Source organism: Enterobacter cloacae complex sp.6700776 (genome assembly GCF_048284255.1).
GTDB classification, from domain to species: domain Bacteria; phylum Pseudomonadota; class Gammaproteobacteria; order Enterobacterales; family Enterobacteriaceae; genus Enterobacter; species Enterobacter intestinihominis.
The window spans coordinates 101,599-116,962 of record NZ_JBLVYK010000005.1; the positions used below are offsets into that span (position 1 = coordinate 101,599).

14 protein-coding genes and 1 other annotated feature are annotated in these 15,364 nt (G+C 57.0%); of the genes, 4 read left to right on the forward strand and 10 right to left on the reverse strand.

Going from position 1 to position 15,364, the window contains the following annotated elements:
* Positions 1-112: 112 nt before the first annotated feature.
* Complete coding sequence (ushA, locus tag ACNQ0T_RS10245; protein ID WP_063147922.1) at positions 113-1,765, reverse strand: bifunctional UDP-sugar hydrolase/5'-nucleotidase UshA; 1,653 nt, start codon at positions 1,763-1,765, stop codon at positions 113-115.
* Positions 1,766-1,929: 164 nt separating this feature from the next.
* Here ushA and ACNQ0T_RS10250 point away from each other — a divergent pair, with 164 nt between their 5' ends.
* Complete coding sequence (locus ACNQ0T_RS10250) at positions 1,930-3,150, forward strand: MFS transporter (RefSeq protein WP_022647282.1); 1,221 nt, start codon at positions 1,930-1,932, stop codon at positions 3,148-3,150.
* A 232-nt stretch (positions 3,151-3,382) separates the two neighbouring features.
* Entirely contained in the window at positions 3,383-5,059 is a 1,677-nt protein-coding gene (gene ybaL, locus ACNQ0T_RS10255; RefSeq protein ID WP_022647281.1) for a YbaL family putative K(+) efflux transporter, read from the forward strand.
* 106 nt (positions 5,060-5,165) lie between these two features.
* Here ybaL and ACNQ0T_RS10260 read toward each other — a convergent pair whose 3' ends face one another.
* The 9 genes from ACNQ0T_RS10260 to ACNQ0T_RS10300 all read right to left on the reverse strand — a co-directional run bounded on the left by ACNQ0T_RS10260 (position 5,166) and on the right by ACNQ0T_RS10300 (position 14,567).
* Positions 5,166-6,470, reverse strand: coding sequence for an inosine/guanosine kinase (locus tag ACNQ0T_RS10260; protein ID WP_417930007.1), 1,305 nt, complete (start codon positions 6,468-6,470; stop codon positions 5,166-5,168).
* A gap of 62 nt (positions 6,471-6,532) precedes the next feature.
* Positions 6,533-7,495 carry a ferrochelatase gene (gene hemH, locus ACNQ0T_RS10265; RefSeq protein ID WP_017383216.1) on the reverse strand — a complete coding sequence of 321 codons (963 nt, stop codon included), beginning with the start codon at positions 7,493-7,495 and terminating at the stop codon, positions 6,533-6,535.
* A 124-nt stretch (positions 7,496-7,619) separates the two neighbouring features.
* Complete coding sequence (adk, locus tag ACNQ0T_RS10270) at positions 7,620-8,264, reverse strand: adenylate kinase (protein ID WP_022647279.1); 645 nt, start codon at positions 8,262-8,264, stop codon at positions 7,620-7,622.
* 229 nt (positions 8,265-8,493) lie between these two features.
* Positions 8,494-10,368: a molecular chaperone HtpG gene (gene htpG, locus ACNQ0T_RS10275; protein WP_015571245.1), complete on the reverse strand. Its 1,875-nt coding sequence runs from the start codon at positions 10,366-10,368 to the stop codon at positions 8,494-8,496.
* 110 nt (positions 10,369-10,478) lie between these two features.
* Positions 10,479-11,084 carry a recombination mediator RecR gene (gene recR / locus ACNQ0T_RS10280; RefSeq protein ID WP_006809843.1) on the reverse strand — a complete coding sequence of 202 codons (606 nt, stop codon included), beginning with the start codon at positions 11,082-11,084 and terminating at the stop codon, positions 10,479-10,481.
* Positions 11,084-11,416 carry a YbaB/EbfC family nucleoid-associated protein gene (locus ACNQ0T_RS10285; RefSeq protein WP_003858972.1) on the reverse strand — a complete coding sequence of 111 codons (333 nt, stop codon included), beginning with the start codon at positions 11,414-11,416 and terminating at the stop codon, positions 11,084-11,086. Before ACNQ0T_RS10285 ends, recR begins: the two co-directional genes overlap by 1 nt.
* Before the next feature lie 53 nt (positions 11,417-11,469).
* On the reverse strand, positions 11,470-13,398 hold the full coding sequence (dnaX, locus tag ACNQ0T_RS10290) for a DNA polymerase III subunit gamma/tau (RefSeq protein WP_023299467.1): 1,929 nt from the start codon (positions 13,396-13,398) through the stop codon (positions 11,470-11,472).
* Positions 12,076-12,140: a sequence feature (DnaX frameshifting element), on the reverse strand. (Overlaps the previous gene by 65 nt.)
* 88 nt (positions 13,399-13,486) lie before the next feature.
* The gene (gene apt, locus ACNQ0T_RS10295) at positions 13,487-14,038 is read right to left on the reverse strand and encodes an adenine phosphoribosyltransferase (RefSeq protein ID WP_000127359.1); all 552 of its coding nucleotides are present in this window, start codon (positions 14,036-14,038) and stop codon (positions 13,487-13,489) included.
* A 151-nt stretch (positions 14,039-14,189) separates the two neighbouring features.
* Complete coding sequence (locus ACNQ0T_RS10300; protein ID WP_001189855.1) at positions 14,190-14,567, reverse strand: DUF454 family protein; 378 nt, start codon at positions 14,565-14,567, stop codon at positions 14,190-14,192.
* A gap of 50 nt (positions 14,568-14,617) precedes the next feature.
* On the opposite strand from ACNQ0T_RS10300, the gene priC reads away from it, so the two are divergent.
* The gene (priC, locus tag ACNQ0T_RS10305) at positions 14,618-15,145 is read left to right on the forward strand and encodes a primosomal replication protein N'' (protein ID WP_022647276.1); all 528 of its coding nucleotides are present in this window, start codon (positions 14,618-14,620) and stop codon (positions 15,143-15,145) included.
* Positions 15,146-15,157: 12 nt separating this feature from the next.
* Positions 15,158-15,352: a pleiotropic regulatory protein RsmS gene (gene rsmS / locus ACNQ0T_RS10310; protein ID WP_022647275.1), complete on the forward strand. Its 195-nt coding sequence runs from the start codon at positions 15,158-15,160 to the stop codon at positions 15,350-15,352.
* Positions 15,353-15,364: the final 12 nt, after the last annotated feature.

Sequence of the window (15,364 nt, forward strand, 5' to 3'; positions counted from 1 at the left end):
CCGGTGGCGCTGCGAGGTAAAAGCAAAACGGTAACAGGCGTTACCGTTTTTTTGTGTTCGCGCCCTCTCCCGGTGGGAGAGGGTTGGGGTGAGGGCATCAGGCCGCACAACACTACTGCCAGCTCACCTCGCCCTTCGGCTCATACGCGTTCACGTCAATCGGTGAATTTTGCTGGATAAACTGCTTCAACACTTCCGCATCAATAAACCCGGTATTTACATAGCCCGGTTTGTTATCGATATGCGGATAGCCGTCGCCGCCGGTGGCGTTAAAGCTTAACGTTGCCAGGCGGTAGGTTTTCGCCGGATCAACAGGTTCGCCTTTGATTTTGAGATCGTTGAGCTTACCGTCCTTCGCGACGAAGCTGACGTTAGCAAACTGCGGATACGCTCCGGAGTCCGGCTTCATCTGCGCCACGGCGGTCAGGTAGTCAATTACCTCTTTCCCGCTCATGTCCGCATACACCACCACGTTGCCAAACGGCTGCACTTTGAGCACGTCTTTATAGGTGATGTTTCCGCCATCGATGGAATCACGAATACCGCCGCCGCTCATCACGCCGAAATCCGCATTCGTGCGCGCCATCTGCGCGGCCAGCACCAGACGCCCCATGTTGGTTTGTACGAAGCGGACTTTGCTGCGGTCCCCTTCCAGTCGTCCGTTAAGCGTGCCTATCTTCACGTCCAGCTGCGCTTTCCCTTTGCTCTGGAACGGCGTCAGCAGGGAGAGCATCTGCTGGTTTTCAGCGATCTCTGGCGTGTAGAGTACCCGCTCGCTTTTGCCGTCCGGGTAGGTTACTTTCTTCTTCAGGTTGACCGGGATGAGCTGATAGTGCACCAGCTTCATCTCGCCGTTACGGAATTCGAAATCCGCACGGCCTACGTATTTACCCCACTCGTGGGCCTGTACAATCCAGATCCCGTTCTGACGATCCGGCGCGCACGGCGTGCCGGGCACATAATCTACCTGCTTTTTATTCTCAGAAGCCATGCAGACCGGATCCTGTGAGTGACCGCCCACAATCATCGCCAGCGAGCCCGCAGGAAGGCTGCGCGCCATCTCCACGTCGCCCGGCGCGTTAGAGCCGTGCTGACCGTTGTCGTAATGCCCCATGTGGGTGGTAGCGATAATCACATCCGGTTTTTCATTCTGCTGCAACTCCTGGATCACCAGCTTCGCTTCGTCCGCCGGTTTACGGAATTCGATGTCGGTGAAAAATTCAGGGTTGCCAATTTTGGCCGTATCGTCGGTGGTTAAGCCGATGACCGCGATCTTCAGATCCTGACGCTTAAACAGCGCCCACGGTTTAAACAGGCGCTCGCCGGTGCTTTTCTTATAAATATTGGCGGAAAGGAACGGAAATTTGGACCACTTTTCCTGCTGGCGCAATACGCTCAGCGGGTTATCAAACTCGTGGTTTCCGACCGCCATCGCGTCGTAACCAATTAAATTCATGCCGCGGAAATCAGGCTCGGCATCCTGCAAATCAGATTCCGGTACGCCGGTATTAATATCCCCGCCCGACAGCAACAGCACGCTGCCGCCCTGAGCCGAGACCTCTTTACGAATGCCGTCCACCAGCGTTTTTTGCGCCGCCAGGCCATATTCACCGTATTCGCTGCGCCAGAAATGGCCGTGATGATCGTTAGTATGCAGAATGGTAATTTTATAGGTTTTATCTTTTTCATACGCCTGCGCGGGCAGGCTTGTCAGCCCCCATGCGGCGATGAGCGCCAGCGCGACGCCACGCTTTATTAACTTCATCTTCTCTCTCCCTGACCCATAGACAAACGCAAAAATTACAGTGACTCACAAGAATAGACAAATAAGTTTTCAGAATTGCGACTTTCTTCAAATGTCACGGACGAGTATGTTAGTCGGATAATAATTACTCCCTGCATCTCTAATTACAAATTGACGTGGTATTTATGGCAATCAGTGAATCAACCCAGCCTGTTCAGGGCGTTCCGGCGTCGCCGCCGAAATCGCGCACTTCCTTCAAAGTATTAGGCGCAATCAGTCTCTCTCATCTGCTCAACGACATGATCCAGTCGCTGATTCTGGCGATCTACCCGCTGTTGCAGTCTGAGTTCTCATTAACCTTCGTGCAGATCGGGATGATTACCCTGACCTTCCAGCTGGCCTCTTCGCTGCTACAGCCGGTGGTGGGCTACTGGACGGACAAATACCCGATGCCATGGTCGCTGCCCATTGGGATGTGCTTCACCCTGAGCGGGCTGGTGCTGCTGGCCATGGCGGGCAGCTTTGAGGCGGTACTGGTTGCCGCGGCGCTGGTAGGAACCGGTTCATCGGTGTTCCATCCGGAATCGTCCCGCGTGGCGCGTATGGCCTCCGGCGGACGCCACGGGCTGGCGCAGTCTCTGTTCCAGGTGGGGGGGAACTTTGGTAGCTCCCTCGGTCCTCTGCTGGCGGCGGTAATTATCGCGCCTTACGGCAAAGGCAACGTGGCGTGGTTTGTGCTGGCCGCGCTGCTGGCGATTGTCGTCCTGGCGCAAATCAGCCGCTGGTATGCCGCGCAGCATCGCGTAAATAAGGGAAAACCTGTCGCAAAGATAACTAATCCCCTTCCGCGTAATAAGGTGATCCTTGCCGTCAGCGTGCTGCTGGTGCTGATTTTCTCGAAATATTTCTATATGGCGAGCATTAGCAGCTATTACACCTTCTATCTGATGCAAAAATTCGGATTATCGGTACAAAACGCCCAGTTCCATCTCTTTGCCTTCCTGTTTGCGGTGGCGGCAGGCACGGTGATTGGCGGCCCTGTGGGAGATAAAATCGGACGTAAATATGTGATTTGGGGCTCTATCCTCGGCGTTGCGCCGTTTACGCTTGTTTTACCGTACGCAACGCTGGAATGGACCGGAATATTGACAGTGATTATAGGTTTTATTCTCGCGTCGGCGTTTTCAGCCATTCTGGTCTATGCGCAGGAGCTGCTGCCGGGACGTATCGGTATGGTTTCCGGTCTCTTTTTCGGTTTTGCCTTTGGCATGGGCGGCCTTGGCGCCGCCGTGTTAGGGATGGTTGCAGACCACACCAGCATCTTCCTGGTCTATAAAATCTGCGCTTTCCTGCCACTTCTGGGGATGTTGACCATATTCCTGCCTGACAACCGTCATAAAGCGTAACTACACGGCTGCCAAAGTTAAACTTTGGCAGCCGGATAACCTGATGCCATAAGGCTTTCCTCTCCCTCCCCTCAGCAAATTTATCAAAATCTGCCTTTTTTCGTGCTTATTGCCTTTTTATTGTGATTTCAACAATTATTCATAAACATAAGCGTAAAAATTGTCATAAACTATTAATCGGCTTTTTGGTATTTGCACCAAAAATGGATCACCCATCGCGAAAGGAGACGGAATGCACCACGCCACACCGCTTATCACCACCATTGTTGGTGGACTTGTGCTCGCTTTTATCCTCGGCATGATTGCCAACAAACTGCGTATTTCGCCCCTGGTAGGCTATTTGTTAGCGGGCGTGCTGGCAGGACCCTTTACGCCGGGTTTTGTCGCAGATACCAAACTTGCACCGGAGCTGGCGGAACTGGGCGTTATCCTGCTGATGTTTGGCGTCGGACTGCATTTTTCCCTGAAGGATCTGATGGCGGTAAAGTCGATCGCCATACCGGGAGCGATCGCCCAGATAGGGGTGGCGACGCTGCTGGGCATGGCGCTTTCGGCGGTGCTGGGCTGGTCAATCATGACCGGTATCGTATTTGGGCTGTGTCTTTCAACCGCCAGTACCGTGGTGCTGCTGCGCGCGCTTGAAGAGAGGCAGCTGATAGACAGCCAGCGCGGGCAAATCGCGATTGGCTGGCTGATAGTTGAAGATCTGGTGATGGTGTTGACGCTGGTACTGCTGCCCGCCGTCGCCGGGATGATGGAAAAAGAGAATATCGGCTTCGCTTCGCTGGCGCTGGATATGAGCATTACCATCGGTAAGGTTGTGGCGTTTATTGCCATCATGATGCTGGTGGGCCGCCGTCTGGTGCCGTGGATCATGTCCCGCAGCGCCGCCACCGGCTCGCGTGAACTGTTCACGCTTTCGGTCCTTGCGCTGGCGCTGGGCATTGCCTTTGGCGCTGTCGAGCTGTTTGACGTCTCCTTTGCGCTGGGCGCGTTCTTCGCCGGGATGGTGCTGAACGAGTCCGAGCTGAGCCACCGTGCCGCGCACGATACTCTGCCATTACGTGATGCGTTCGCGGTGCTGTTCTTTGTCTCCGTCGGGATGCTGTTCGACCCGATGATCCTCATCCAGCAGCCGCTGGCCGTGCTGGGTACGCTGGCAATTATCATCTTTGGTAAGTCCGTTGCCGCCTTCTTCCTGGTGCGGATGTTCGGTCACTCGCCGCGCACGGCGCTGACCATCGCCGCCAGCCTGGCGCAGATTGGCGAGTTCGCCTTTATTCTGGCTGGTCTGGGAATGGCCCTGAATCTGCTGCCACAGGCTGGGCAAAATCTGGTGCTGGCGGGGGCGATCCTCTCCATCATGTTGAACCCGGTATTGTTTGCCCTGCTGGAGAAATATCTCGAGAAGACCGAAACCCTCGAAGAGCTGACGCTGGAAGAGGCGACAGAAGAAGAGAAACAGATCCCGGTGGATATCTGCAACCACGCGCTGCTGGTCGGTTTTGGCCGCGTCGGCAGCCTGCTGGGTGAAAAACTGATGGCTCAGGGCATTCCACTTGTAGTGATTGAAACGTCACGCACTCGCGTCGACGAGCTTCGCGAGCGCGGCATCCGCGCGGTGCTGGGCAACGCGGCTAACGAAGAGATTATGAATCTGGCGCATCTGGACTGCGCTCGCTGGCTGCTGCTCACTATCCCGAACGGTTACGAGGCTGGCGAGATTGTCGCCACAGCCCGTGAAAAATGCCCGCATATCGAAATCATAGCCCGCGCCCATTATGATGACGAAGTGGAGTACATTACCGAGCGCGGCGCGAATCAGGTGGTGATGGGTGAGCGTGAGATTGCGAATACGATGCTGACAATGCTGACGAAGCCGCCAGTTGAAGAGGCGGTGACGGGGTAAGTTTTGTGCGGCCTGGTCCCCTCACCCCAGCCCTCTCCCCAAAGGGGAGAGGGTGTTCAAGTTCCCTCTCCCCTTTGGGGAGAGGGCCAGGGTGAGGGGTCTTCTTTTACCTGTCCCAATACGCCTCTTCGAGGCTGTCTTCCCGTTCCGGCAGCCCACGCGTTAAGCGCGGTGAATGCTGGTTCAGCACCTGATAACTCACGCGGTTCGCGTACTTGCACACCTGCGCCAGCGAGGAATAGGTCAGCCAGTTGAAGGTGTGTTTGCTGGAATTCGGCACATTGGTTTTGTGGTAGGCGTTAGCGGTGATGTCGTGCAGCAGCGCGGCCAGCGCACCGTCGCCCGCGCCGTTAGTGTTCATGATCTTCTCGGGGCCACCCATATACGGTGCAATGTGGGAGAAAATACGCAGCGGGTTGATGCAGTCTTTATGACGCATGGCGCGGCTGAACTCGTACTGGTTAAATTCGGCGATTGCGCCCGGCAGCAGCGGGTGCTGGGTTTTCCGCTTGCTCTCTTCTTCCGTGAAGCCCGCCATGTACAGCCCGACCGGCCCGGCGGTGCAGAGCACCAGATCCACCCAGTCCAGCGCCTTATCAGACGCCAGCAGCGGATCGCTTTCGTCGGTCAGCGCTTCGGCTTCTTCTTCATTCATCGCCAGAATCGAGACGTGTTCTTTCAGGAAGGCCTGCCACCACTCCGGGTTGTCGGCAATCACGAATTTGGTGCCCAGCGTCAGAACCACAGGCACGTTGTATTTCTTCGCATACTCAATTGCCTTCATGGTTGCGTCCGGCATTGGTTCGCCCGGCTTGCAGCGCACCAGATAAGACGTCAACACCAGCGCAGACGCGCCCGCGATCACCTCTTCCGGAATACTTTCAGCGCGTAGCTTGTTCATATGGCCGGGGCTGATGGCAAAGGTACGCTCGCCGGAATCGCTTATCAGCGTAAAGCAACGACCAATCGGCCCGTCAACGCCCTGCAAATAGTTCAGATCGGTGCGGCTGGAGGTATTGCACAGGTAGCGGTAGGCGTAGCCACCGATTTCGATATTGCTGCACATCACGCCAAGCAGCACCGAGCGGTCGTCTGCCAGAACGGAGTAGTTGTGCATGGTGTTACCGATGGTGCCGCCAGCAAACTGGTGGGTGATAAGATTTTCGCGCATCAGGTCCTGATACAGCGCTTCGGCAACGTCATCCTCAATCACCAGCGAGTGCCCGGCGCTCAGACCGTAACGTGCGACAAACGCATCATCCACTTTGGCTTCAATGTCCACCAGCGTCTGATCGATACCGACCACCCAGGCAGCGCTGGTTTCGCTTTCCTGCTGAATTTGCTGTAACAGCGGATCGCGGGCATCGACGGGGAAATAGTGTTTGGACTTACGTTTACCGGGAAATTTCATGGTCTGAACTGTGCAAAGAATACGGGCCGGGAATGGTAGCACAAACCCGGCCCGTAACGCGATCAGCGGCGGGTGGTGACCAGTGACACCATCATATCGATGTGTTCAGGGGAGTCGTTAAGCGCAGGAATGTATTCGTATTTCGTTCCGCCGGCCTCCATGAAGAACTCTTTGTTCTGGACGGCAATCTCTTCCAGCGTTTCCAGACAATCCGCCGAGAAGCCCGGCGACATAACCTGAATGTGCTTCACGCCCTTCTCGCCCAGCATTTTTAGCGTTTCATCAGTATACGGGGTCAACCACGGTTCACGACCGAAGCGCGACTGGAAGGTCATCATCACCTTCTCAGGCGGCAGGCCGAGGGCGGAGACCAGCTCGCGGGTGGTATCGCGGCAACGCTGGGGGTAATCGTCCCCTTCGTTCGCGAAACGCTGCGGAATACCGTGATAGGAGAGCAGCAGCAGATCCGGCTCGCCGTGTTTTTCAAACGACGCGCGCGCGCTGCTGGCAAGCGCCTGAATGTACAGCTCGTTATCGGCGTAGTCGCGGATAAAGGTGATGCCCGGTATACGGCGGCGGGTCGCCAGAATGCGTGCCAGTTCGTCCCAGACGGCAGCCACCGTGGAGCACGAATACTGCGGATAAAGGGCCAGCACCACAATGTGTTCAACGCCCTGCGCCAGCAGAGAGTCGACGGCGCTTTCCAGGGATGGCTTACCGTAGCTCATACCGAGCGCAACGGGCATGTCCGGCAGACGGGCGGCCAGCGCCTTCTCCTGACGACGGCTGTAGACCATCAGCGGCGAGCCTTCTTCCATCCACACGGACTGATAGAGCTTTGCTACACGCGGAGAACGAATCGGCAGAATGACACCACGCAGCAGTGGCCACCACAGCAGTCTTGGGGTATCCACGACGCGCGTGTCGCTTAAAAATTGTCGCAGGTAGCGTTTTACCGCCGCTGGAGTAGGTGCTTCTGGGGTGCCCAGATTGGCAAGCAGGATGCCGGTTTTCGCCTGACTCATTCACGCCTCTTAACCATTTGATAGGCTGTCAATTGTAGCGGAAATGCGTTTAAACGAAACCCATTGCTGTAATAGGTAAGATGAGAATTTTTCTCACCCGGGGCTCCGGGTGAGAGAGGTGCGCTTAGCCGAGGATTTTTTCCAGCTCTGCACGTACGTCAGCCACGGCTTTGGTGCCGTCAACTTTCGCGTATTTGGTGTTACCCGCCTGCGCCTCTTTGGAGTAGTAGCCGATCAGCGGTGCGGTCATCTGATGGTATTCCACCAGGCGTTTACGCACGGTTTCTTCCTGGTCGTCTTTACGGGTGGTCAGCTCTTCGCCGGTCACGTCGTCTTTGCCTTCAACCTTAGGTGGGTTGAATTTGATGTGGTAAACGCGGCCAGAGGCAGCGTGCACGCGACGGCCAACGATACGGTCAACGATCAGTTCGTCCGGTACATCGAACTCCAGCACGTAATCCACGTTGATGCCCGCTTCTTTCATGGCGTCAGCCTGAGGAATGGTGCGCGGGAAGCCGTCCAGCAGGAAACCATTGCGGCAGTCTTCCTGAGCAATGCGCTCTTTTACCAGCGCGATAACCAGTTCGTCGGTCACCAGCTTGCCTGCGTCCATGATGTCTTTAGCTTGTTTGCCCAGCTCGGAGCCAGATTTAACAGCGGCACGCAGCATGTCACCAGTAGAGATTTGCGGAATACCGTATTTCTCCATGATGAACTGAGCCTGAGTTCCCTTACCCGCGCCCGGAGCGCCAAGCAGAATAATACGCATTGCGAAAATCCCCTCAAATGTCGATTCAATTTTTCAAAAGCGCTAAACAATACCACCAGAACGGGTATCGCTCAAGGAAGGCGGGGAGGCTGAAACGGTTAACGGGGGGAGATTATTTGGGTTAGTGCGAGAATGCCCCCTCACCCTAACCCTCTCCCCAAAGGGGAGAGGGGACGATTATACCCTCTCCCCTTTGGGGAGAGGGCCAGGGTGAGGGGTAGGTTTTGTATTACGCCAGCAGCAGCGCATTCACACGTTTAATGAACAGGTTAGGATCTTCCAGGGTGCCGCGCTCGGCCAGCAGGGACTGATCCAGCAGCAGTTCAACCCACTCCGCAAAGCGGGCGTCGTCCTGGGTATCCGCCGCGCGTTTCACCAGCGGATGATCCGGATTAAGCTCAAAGATATATTTCACTTCCGGCACGGCCTGGCCCGCCGCCGCGAACAGTTTCGCCATCTGGGTGCTCATTTCGTCCGCATCGGTGGTGACAATGGCTGGCGTATCGGTCAGACGGTGCGTGAAGCGCACCTCTTTCACGCGGTCGCCCAGCAGGGTTTTCACGCGCTCAACGAACGGCTCCAGCGCCTTCTCGGCTTCCTTCGCGCTGTCGTCCACTTCATCCGCCAGCTTATCGATAGACTCGTCGGCTTTAGCAACGGACTGGAAGGATTTACCGTCGAACTCGGTCAGGTAGTTCATCATCCACTCGTCGATGCGGTCAGACAGCAGCAGCACTTCGATGCCTTTCTTACGCAGCAGCTCCAGATGCGGGCTGCTCTTCGCTGCCGCATAGCTGTCGGCGGTGATGTAGTAGATCTTCTCCTGCCCTTCTTTCATGCGGGAGACGTACTCTTCCAGCGATACGGTCTGGGCGGAGGAGTCGTTGTGCGTAGAGGCGAAGCGCAGCAGTTTAGCGATAGCTTCCACGTTCGCGGTGTCTTCCGCCGGGCCTTCTTTCAGCACCAGGCCGAACTGTTTCCAGAAGGTCTGGTATTTTTCCGCATCGTCTTTCGCCAGTTTTTCCAGCATCTGCAACGCTCGCTTGGTCAGGGCGTTACGCAGGTTACGGGTGACGGTGCTGTCCTGGAGAATTTCACGGGAGACGTTCAGCGGCAGATCATTGGAATCTATCAGGCCACGCACAAAGCGCAGGTAGTTCGGCATGAACTGCTCGGCGTCGTCCATGATGAAGACGCGCTGCACGTACAGCTTCAGGCCGTGCTTGTGATCGCGGTTCCACATGTCCCACGGCGCCTGCGCCGGAATGTACAGCAGGCTGGTGTACTCCTGCTTCCCTTCCACACGGTTGTGGCTCCAGGTCAGCGGGTCGGTAAAGTCGTGGGCGATGTGCTTGTAAAACTCGTTGTACTCGTCGTCTTTAATTTCAGCTTTGTTGCGCGTCCACAGCGCCTGCGCCTTGTTGATTTTCTCCCAGGAAACCACGGTTTCGCCGTCTTTCTCTTCCTGTTTTTCAATCTCAACCGGCAGCGCGATGTGGTCAGAATATTTGCTGATGATGGAGCGTACGCGCCAGTCGTTCAGGAAATCGTCTTCGCCTTCGCGCAGGTGCAGAGTGATTTCGGTGCCGCGATCCGCTTTGGTGATATCATCAACGGTGTATTCGCCTTCCCCTTTGGATTCCCACAGCACGCCGTTTTCGGCGCTGTCGCCCGCAGCGCGGGTGCGCACGGTGACTTTATCCGCCACGATGAATGCCGAGTAGAAGCCTACGCCGAACTGACCGATCAGCTGGCTGTCTTTCGCCTGGTCAGAGCCCATGGACTCGAGGAACGCTTTGGTGCCGGATTTAGCGATGGTGCCGAGATGGTCGATCACCTCGTCGCGGTTCATCCCGATGCCATTATCGGCAATCGTCAGGGTGCGGTTCTCTTTATTAAAAGAGACGCGCACGCGCAGTTCGCCATCGCCTTCGTACAGATCCGGGTTGGACAGCGCGCGGAAGCGCAGCTTGTCCGCCGCATCGGAGGCGTTGGAAATCAGCTCACGCAGGAAGATTTCTTTGTTGGAATACAGGGAATGGATCATCAGGTGCAGAAGCTGTTTTACTTCTGACTGGAAACCACGGGTTTCTTGTCCTTTCATCTAAGTCGACCTCAACAATGCCATTTAATGGGGTTGTAAAACGTTGAGTGAGAGATGGGGATAAGGGGGGGGATTTTCAAGCGGAGGCCGCGCACGCAGCCTCCGTTTGGTCAGAAAATAATCTTGTGTCGTCCGGCCAGCGAGTGCGACAGCGTGGTGCCGTCGACCATCTCCAGCTCACCGCCGACCGGCACGCCGTGGGCGATGCGGCTGGCGTCAACGCCGTACTGCGCGCACAGCTCGGCGATGTAGTTGGCGGTTGCCTCCCCTTCCACCGTCGGGTTGGTGGCGAGGATCACCTCTTTGATTGTCTCGGACTCAAGACGCTGTTCAAGACGATCGAGACCGATATCATCCGGGCCGATGCCGTCCAGCGGGGAGAGATGCCCCATCAGCACGAAATAGCGGCCGGAAAACTGCCCGGTTTGTTCGATGGCGTAGATGTCCGCCGGACTCTCCACCACGCAAATCTGACCGTTTTCCTGACGACGCGGGTTCGTGCAGATGTTACAGACGTCCTGCTCGGTAAAGGTCCGGCAATCCGCACAGTGACCAATTTCTGACATGGCGCGGGTCAGAGCCTGCGCCAGGCGCATCCCGCCGCTGCGGTCGCGCTGCAATAGCGTAAACGCCATACGCTGCGCCGACTTCGGGCCAACGCCCGGCAGGCAGCGCAGTGCTTCCATTAACTGCGTGAGCAGCGGACTGGTTTGCATCAGAATGGCATCTTAAAGCCCGGCGGCAGTTGCATACCGCTGGAAACAGAGGCCATTTTCTCTTTCTGGGTTTCGTCGATACGGCGAGCGGCATCGTTAAACGCGGCTGCAACCAGATCTTCCAGCATCTCTTTGTCGTCTTCGAGCAGGCTCGGGTCGATTTCAACGCGACGGCAGTTGTGCGCACCGTTGATGGTCACCTTGACCAGACCGGCACCCGATTCACCCGTGACTTCCAGCTGAGCGATCTCTTCCTGCATCTTCTGCATTTTTTCCTGCATCTGCTGAGCCTGCTTCATCAGGCCACCCAGACCGCCTTTTCCACCAAACATAGGCTTCTCTCTTCTTTCACGTTAAGGATTACAACCGTAAGTCAGACTCACGATCAAAGGGGGCGAATACTCTCTTCATCCAGATCGGCGTCGAAGAACCGGCGCAGGGTCTGGATGTTGTTATCCGCGATAATCGACTCGCGCGCCTGCGCGAGCTTCTCTTCATAAATCGCCTGTCGCCACTCGAGCGGCGTTTTCACCGCCGGATTATCATCTTCAATGATAGTCAATTCAACCGGCACACCCTGTAAGGCGGTAAGCGCCTCGGCCAGCGCCTTTTGCGCACCAGGGGAATTCAGATGTCGCTGGCCCGGACGCAGATGCAGACGCACCTGATTGCCTTCCTGCTCTTTCCAGGCATTCAGCGCGACCTGCTCCACCAGCTTCGGCAGCTGAAGTTTGCTGACCTCAGCGGCCCAGGCGTCGCGCTCGATGGACTCTTCCGCGAGCTTCGCGGACAGCTCCGGCGTTTTTTCATGCTCAAGCGCCTTTTTCAGCGCTTTTGGCGTGGCGACCACTTCCTTGACCGTTTCAACAACGGTAGTCGCCTTCCAGCGGTATGCCTCTTCTTTCGCCGGGGCTTTTTGCTCGAGCGCGGACGGTGCCGGACGCGACTGCACGCGCTCCGTTACCGAGGCCAGTCGTTCAAGCGCGGCGTTGTTCACCGGCCGCGCTCTTGCAGGCGCTGCCGGTTCACTCTTTTTTGGTTTGGTTGCTCCCTGCGCACGTTGCAACTGGCTTCGTGCGGCAAGCACCGAACTGGTGGCATCCGACAGCGGCACGTTCTGCGGCGGCGGCGATGCCGGTTGCGGTGGCACCTGCTGCGGTGACATTACCGCGGTCGGCGCAACCGGCGCAAAGGACTGCCGGGGCGTTTCCGGCTCCGGCAATGGCTTGCGCGGATGGAAGGCCAGCGCGCGCAGCAGCGTCATTTCAACGCCCATCCGGCGATCCGGTGCAAACGGCAGCTCTTTGCGGCCAATCAGCAGCGTCTGATAATAAAGCTGAACATCAGCCGGCGGCACGGTGCGCGCAAGTTCACGCATCCGCTGTTCAATGGTCGCCATGTCCGCGCCAATGGCCGACGGAGATAATTGCAGCATCGCCACGCGATGCAGCAGGCTGAGCATCTCGACCAGCAGCGCTTCCCATTCAATACCACGGGCGGCGGCATCGTTGACGAGGGTCATTACCCGCTCACCGTTGGCGGCAATCATCGCTTCGATAAGCGACAGCGCCTGATCGTCATCCAGCGTGCCGAGCATGGTGCTGACCGCGTCAGTGGAAAGCTTACCGTCACCGCTGGCAATTGCCTGGTCAGTCAGGCTCAGCGCATCACGCAGGCTGCCGTCCGCCGCGCGGGCCAGCAGCTGCAGGGCGCGCGGCTCGTGAACGATCTTCTCTTCATCAAGAATGTGTTCAAGCTGTGCGCGGATCTGCTCAACGTCCAGCGCCTTCAGATGGAATTGCAGGCAGCGCGACAGGATCGTGACCGGCAGCTTTTGCGGATCGGTGGTCGCCAGCAGGAATTTGACATGCGCAGGCGGCTCTTCCAGCGTTTTCAGCAGGGCGTTGAAGCTGTGGCGCGACAGCATGTGCACTTCATCGATCAGATAGACCTTGAAGCGGCCGCGCGCCGGGGCGTACTGCACGTTGTCGAGCAGATCGCGGGTGTCTTCCACCTTGGTGCGCGAGGCGGCGTCGATCTCGATCAGATCGACAAAACGCCCCTGCTCGATCTCGCGGCAGTTGTCACATACGCCGCACGGGGTGGCGGTGATCCCGGTTTCGCAGTTCAGACCTTTTGCCAGCAGACGGGCAATAGAGGTTTTACCGACGCCACGGGTGCCGGAGAAAAGATAGGCGTGATGGATGCGACCTAGCGACAAGCCGTTCGCCAGGGCCGTCAGCACATGTTCCTGACCGACAACGTCAGCAAAGGTTTGTGGTCGCCATTTACGGGCTAACACCTGATAACTCATGGGCAGGCTCTGCAACGCTGGAAGGTGAATTAATGGAGGGGAATGCTATCACAACCTCACCCATTGAGCGAGGTTGTGAGATACGGGATTAATGTCCCGGGAAAGGCACCAGGCTGTAGCTGGTAATACCCTGTTTTTCCAGGCGCTGCTCGCCGCCGAGATCGAACAGGTTGATGATGAAGGCCGCGTCGGTCACTTCCCCGCCCAGACGACGGATCAGCTTCACGGTCGCTTCGATGGTGCCGCCGGTTGCCAGCAGATCGTCCACCACCAGCACTTTGTCGCCTGGCTTGATGGCATCAACGTGAATTTCCAGCTGATCGGTGCCGTATTCCAGCTCATAGCTCTCAGCAATGGTTTCACGCGGCAGTTTGCGCGGCTTACGCACCGGCACAAAACCCACGCCCATCGCCAGCGCAACCGGTGCGCCGAACAGGAAGCCACGGGCTTCGGTACCTACTACTTTGGTGATCCCGGCGTTTTTATAACGCTCAACCAGCAGTTCAATGCTGAGGGCGTACGCTTTCGGGTCTTCCAGCAAGCTGGTGACATCACGGAAAAGAATGCCAGGCTTTGGATAATCCTGGATACTTTTGATGCTATTTTTCAGATATTCAAGCTGCTGTGCAGTTGCGGTCATCGGTTTGTGCCTAAATGAAACAGTGTTACTCACGGCGCGCGACGAGTCGGTCAAAGTAACAGTTGTTTAACCTTTGACCAGGCGCACCTGTGCTCGAAAACGGTCGAATTTACTGGCTGTGCGCCATAATTGCAACCGCCATGATGAGGCTTCAGTGCTTTTGTTGCTTTTCATCAACCACGGGGATCCGCCACATGAAGATCAGCAGGCAGGCCAGGATCGCCAGCAGCAGAATGCGCACCCACATCATTTTCACCAGCCATAACGAGACGGCGAAGGTGATCAGGATGAAGGCAATGGCGCGCGGCTTGGCCCCGGGCGGCATGGCCCGGTGTTTTTGCCAGTGCCGCAGGTAGCCGCCAAACCACGAACGGTACAGGAGCCAGTGGTGAAAACGCGGCGACGAGCGGGCGAAGCACCAGGCGGCCAACAGGATGAACGGGGTGGTCGGCAGCAAGGGCAATACGATGCCCAACGTACCCAGCACTACCGCGAGCCAGCCAATGATGATTAAAATAGTACGCTGCATAATGCGAATCGTTATCAAACTGAACGGCTACTTTACCACTGGAGAGCGCATTGAAAACAGCACTGCTTCTTGAGAGGCTGCAAAATCAGCTGATCGCGCTGCGGGCGCAGGCCACACCGCTGATGGGACATGCTACGCTGAAACCGCGCTTTGACCGGCAGCTCTTCCGCACCCGCAGTACCGTCATTCAGGATTACCTTGCTGAGATGCAGACCAACCTCGACGAGCTTCGCCACGCGGTTGAGAGTGAACAGCAGGAACAGGTGGTGTGGCTTGCGGAGCATCTTACTGAGCAGATCACCGCCCTGCACCGCGAAATCGCCGCCTGGCCGCTACGGGCGTGGGACAGCGCCTCGCCTGGGCTCGGAAAATGGCAGCGCAAGCGGCTGGAGAACCAGGAGTTTGAGCGGCGTCTGTTTGAGATGAAGTGTGAGCGCGAAGCCCGCCTGACCACCAGCGAAACGCTGCAAGAGCAGCAGTTATTAATGCGTGAAATCAGCGCGCTGGAAGGCCGCATCGTCCGCTGCCGTCAGGCGCTGGATGAGATTGAACGCGTCATTGAACGCCTGACCCGTTAACAGGAGCCACTAATGTCACTGGAAAATGCCCCCGACGAGGTCAAGCTGGCCGTCGATTTAATTATGCTGCTGGAGAATCACGAGATCCCGGCGGAGACGGTGCTGAAAGCGCTGGAGATTGTGCGGCGGGATTTTGAGGGAAAGGTGAAGGCCGGTTGCCCTCACCCTCACCCTAGCCCTCTCCCTGGAGGGAGAGGGGACCGTTAGGTGCGGTTTGAA

Bases quoted from the DNA above. Each gene is read 5' to 3' on its own strand.
- ACNQ0T_RS10250 (WP_022647282.1), top strand. From the start codon at position 1,930: ATGGCAATCAGTGAATCAACCCAGCCTGTTCAGGGCGTTCCGGCGTCG.
- recR (WP_006809843.1), bottom strand. From the start codon at position 11,084: ATGCAAACCAGTCCGCTGCTCACGCAGTTAATGGAAGCACTGCGCTGC.
- dnaX (WP_023299467.1), bottom strand. From the start codon at position 13,398: ATGAGTTATCAGGTGTTAGCCCGTAAATGGCGACCACAAACCTTTGCT.
- hemH (WP_017383216.1), bottom strand. From the start codon at position 7,495: ATGAGTCAGGCGAAAACCGGCATCCTGCTTGCCAATCTGGGCACCCCA.
- adk (WP_022647279.1), bottom strand. From the start codon at position 8,264: ATGCGTATTATTCTGCTTGGCGCTCCGGGCGCGGGTAAGGGAACTCAG.
- ACNQ0T_RS10285 (WP_003858972.1), bottom strand. From the start codon at position 11,416: ATGTTTGGTGGAAAAGGCGGTCTGGGTGGCCTGATGAAGCAGGCTCAG.
- ybaL (WP_022647281.1), top strand. From the start codon at position 3,383: ATGCACCACGCCACACCGCTTATCACCACCATTGTTGGTGGACTTGTG.
- ushA (WP_063147922.1), bottom strand. From the start codon at position 1,765: ATGAAGTTAATAAAGCGTGGCGTCGCGCTGGCGCTCATCGCCGCATGG.
- ACNQ0T_RS10260 (WP_417930007.1), bottom strand. From the start codon at position 6,470: ATGAAATTTCCCGGTAAACGTAAGTCCAAACACTATTTCCCCGTCGAT.
- rsmS (WP_022647275.1), top strand. From the start codon at position 15,158: ATGTCACTGGAAAATGCCCCCGACGAGGTCAAGCTGGCCGTCGATTTA.
- ACNQ0T_RS10300 (WP_001189855.1), bottom strand. From the start codon at position 14,567: ATGCAGCGTACTATTTTAATCATCATTGGCTGGCTCGCGGTAGTGCTG.
- htpG (WP_015571245.1), bottom strand. From the start codon at position 10,368: ATGAAAGGACAAGAAACCCGTGGTTTCCAGTCAGAAGTAAAACAGCTT.
- apt (WP_000127359.1), bottom strand. From the start codon at position 14,038: ATGACCGCAACTGCACAGCAGCTTGAATATCTGAAAAATAGCATCAAA.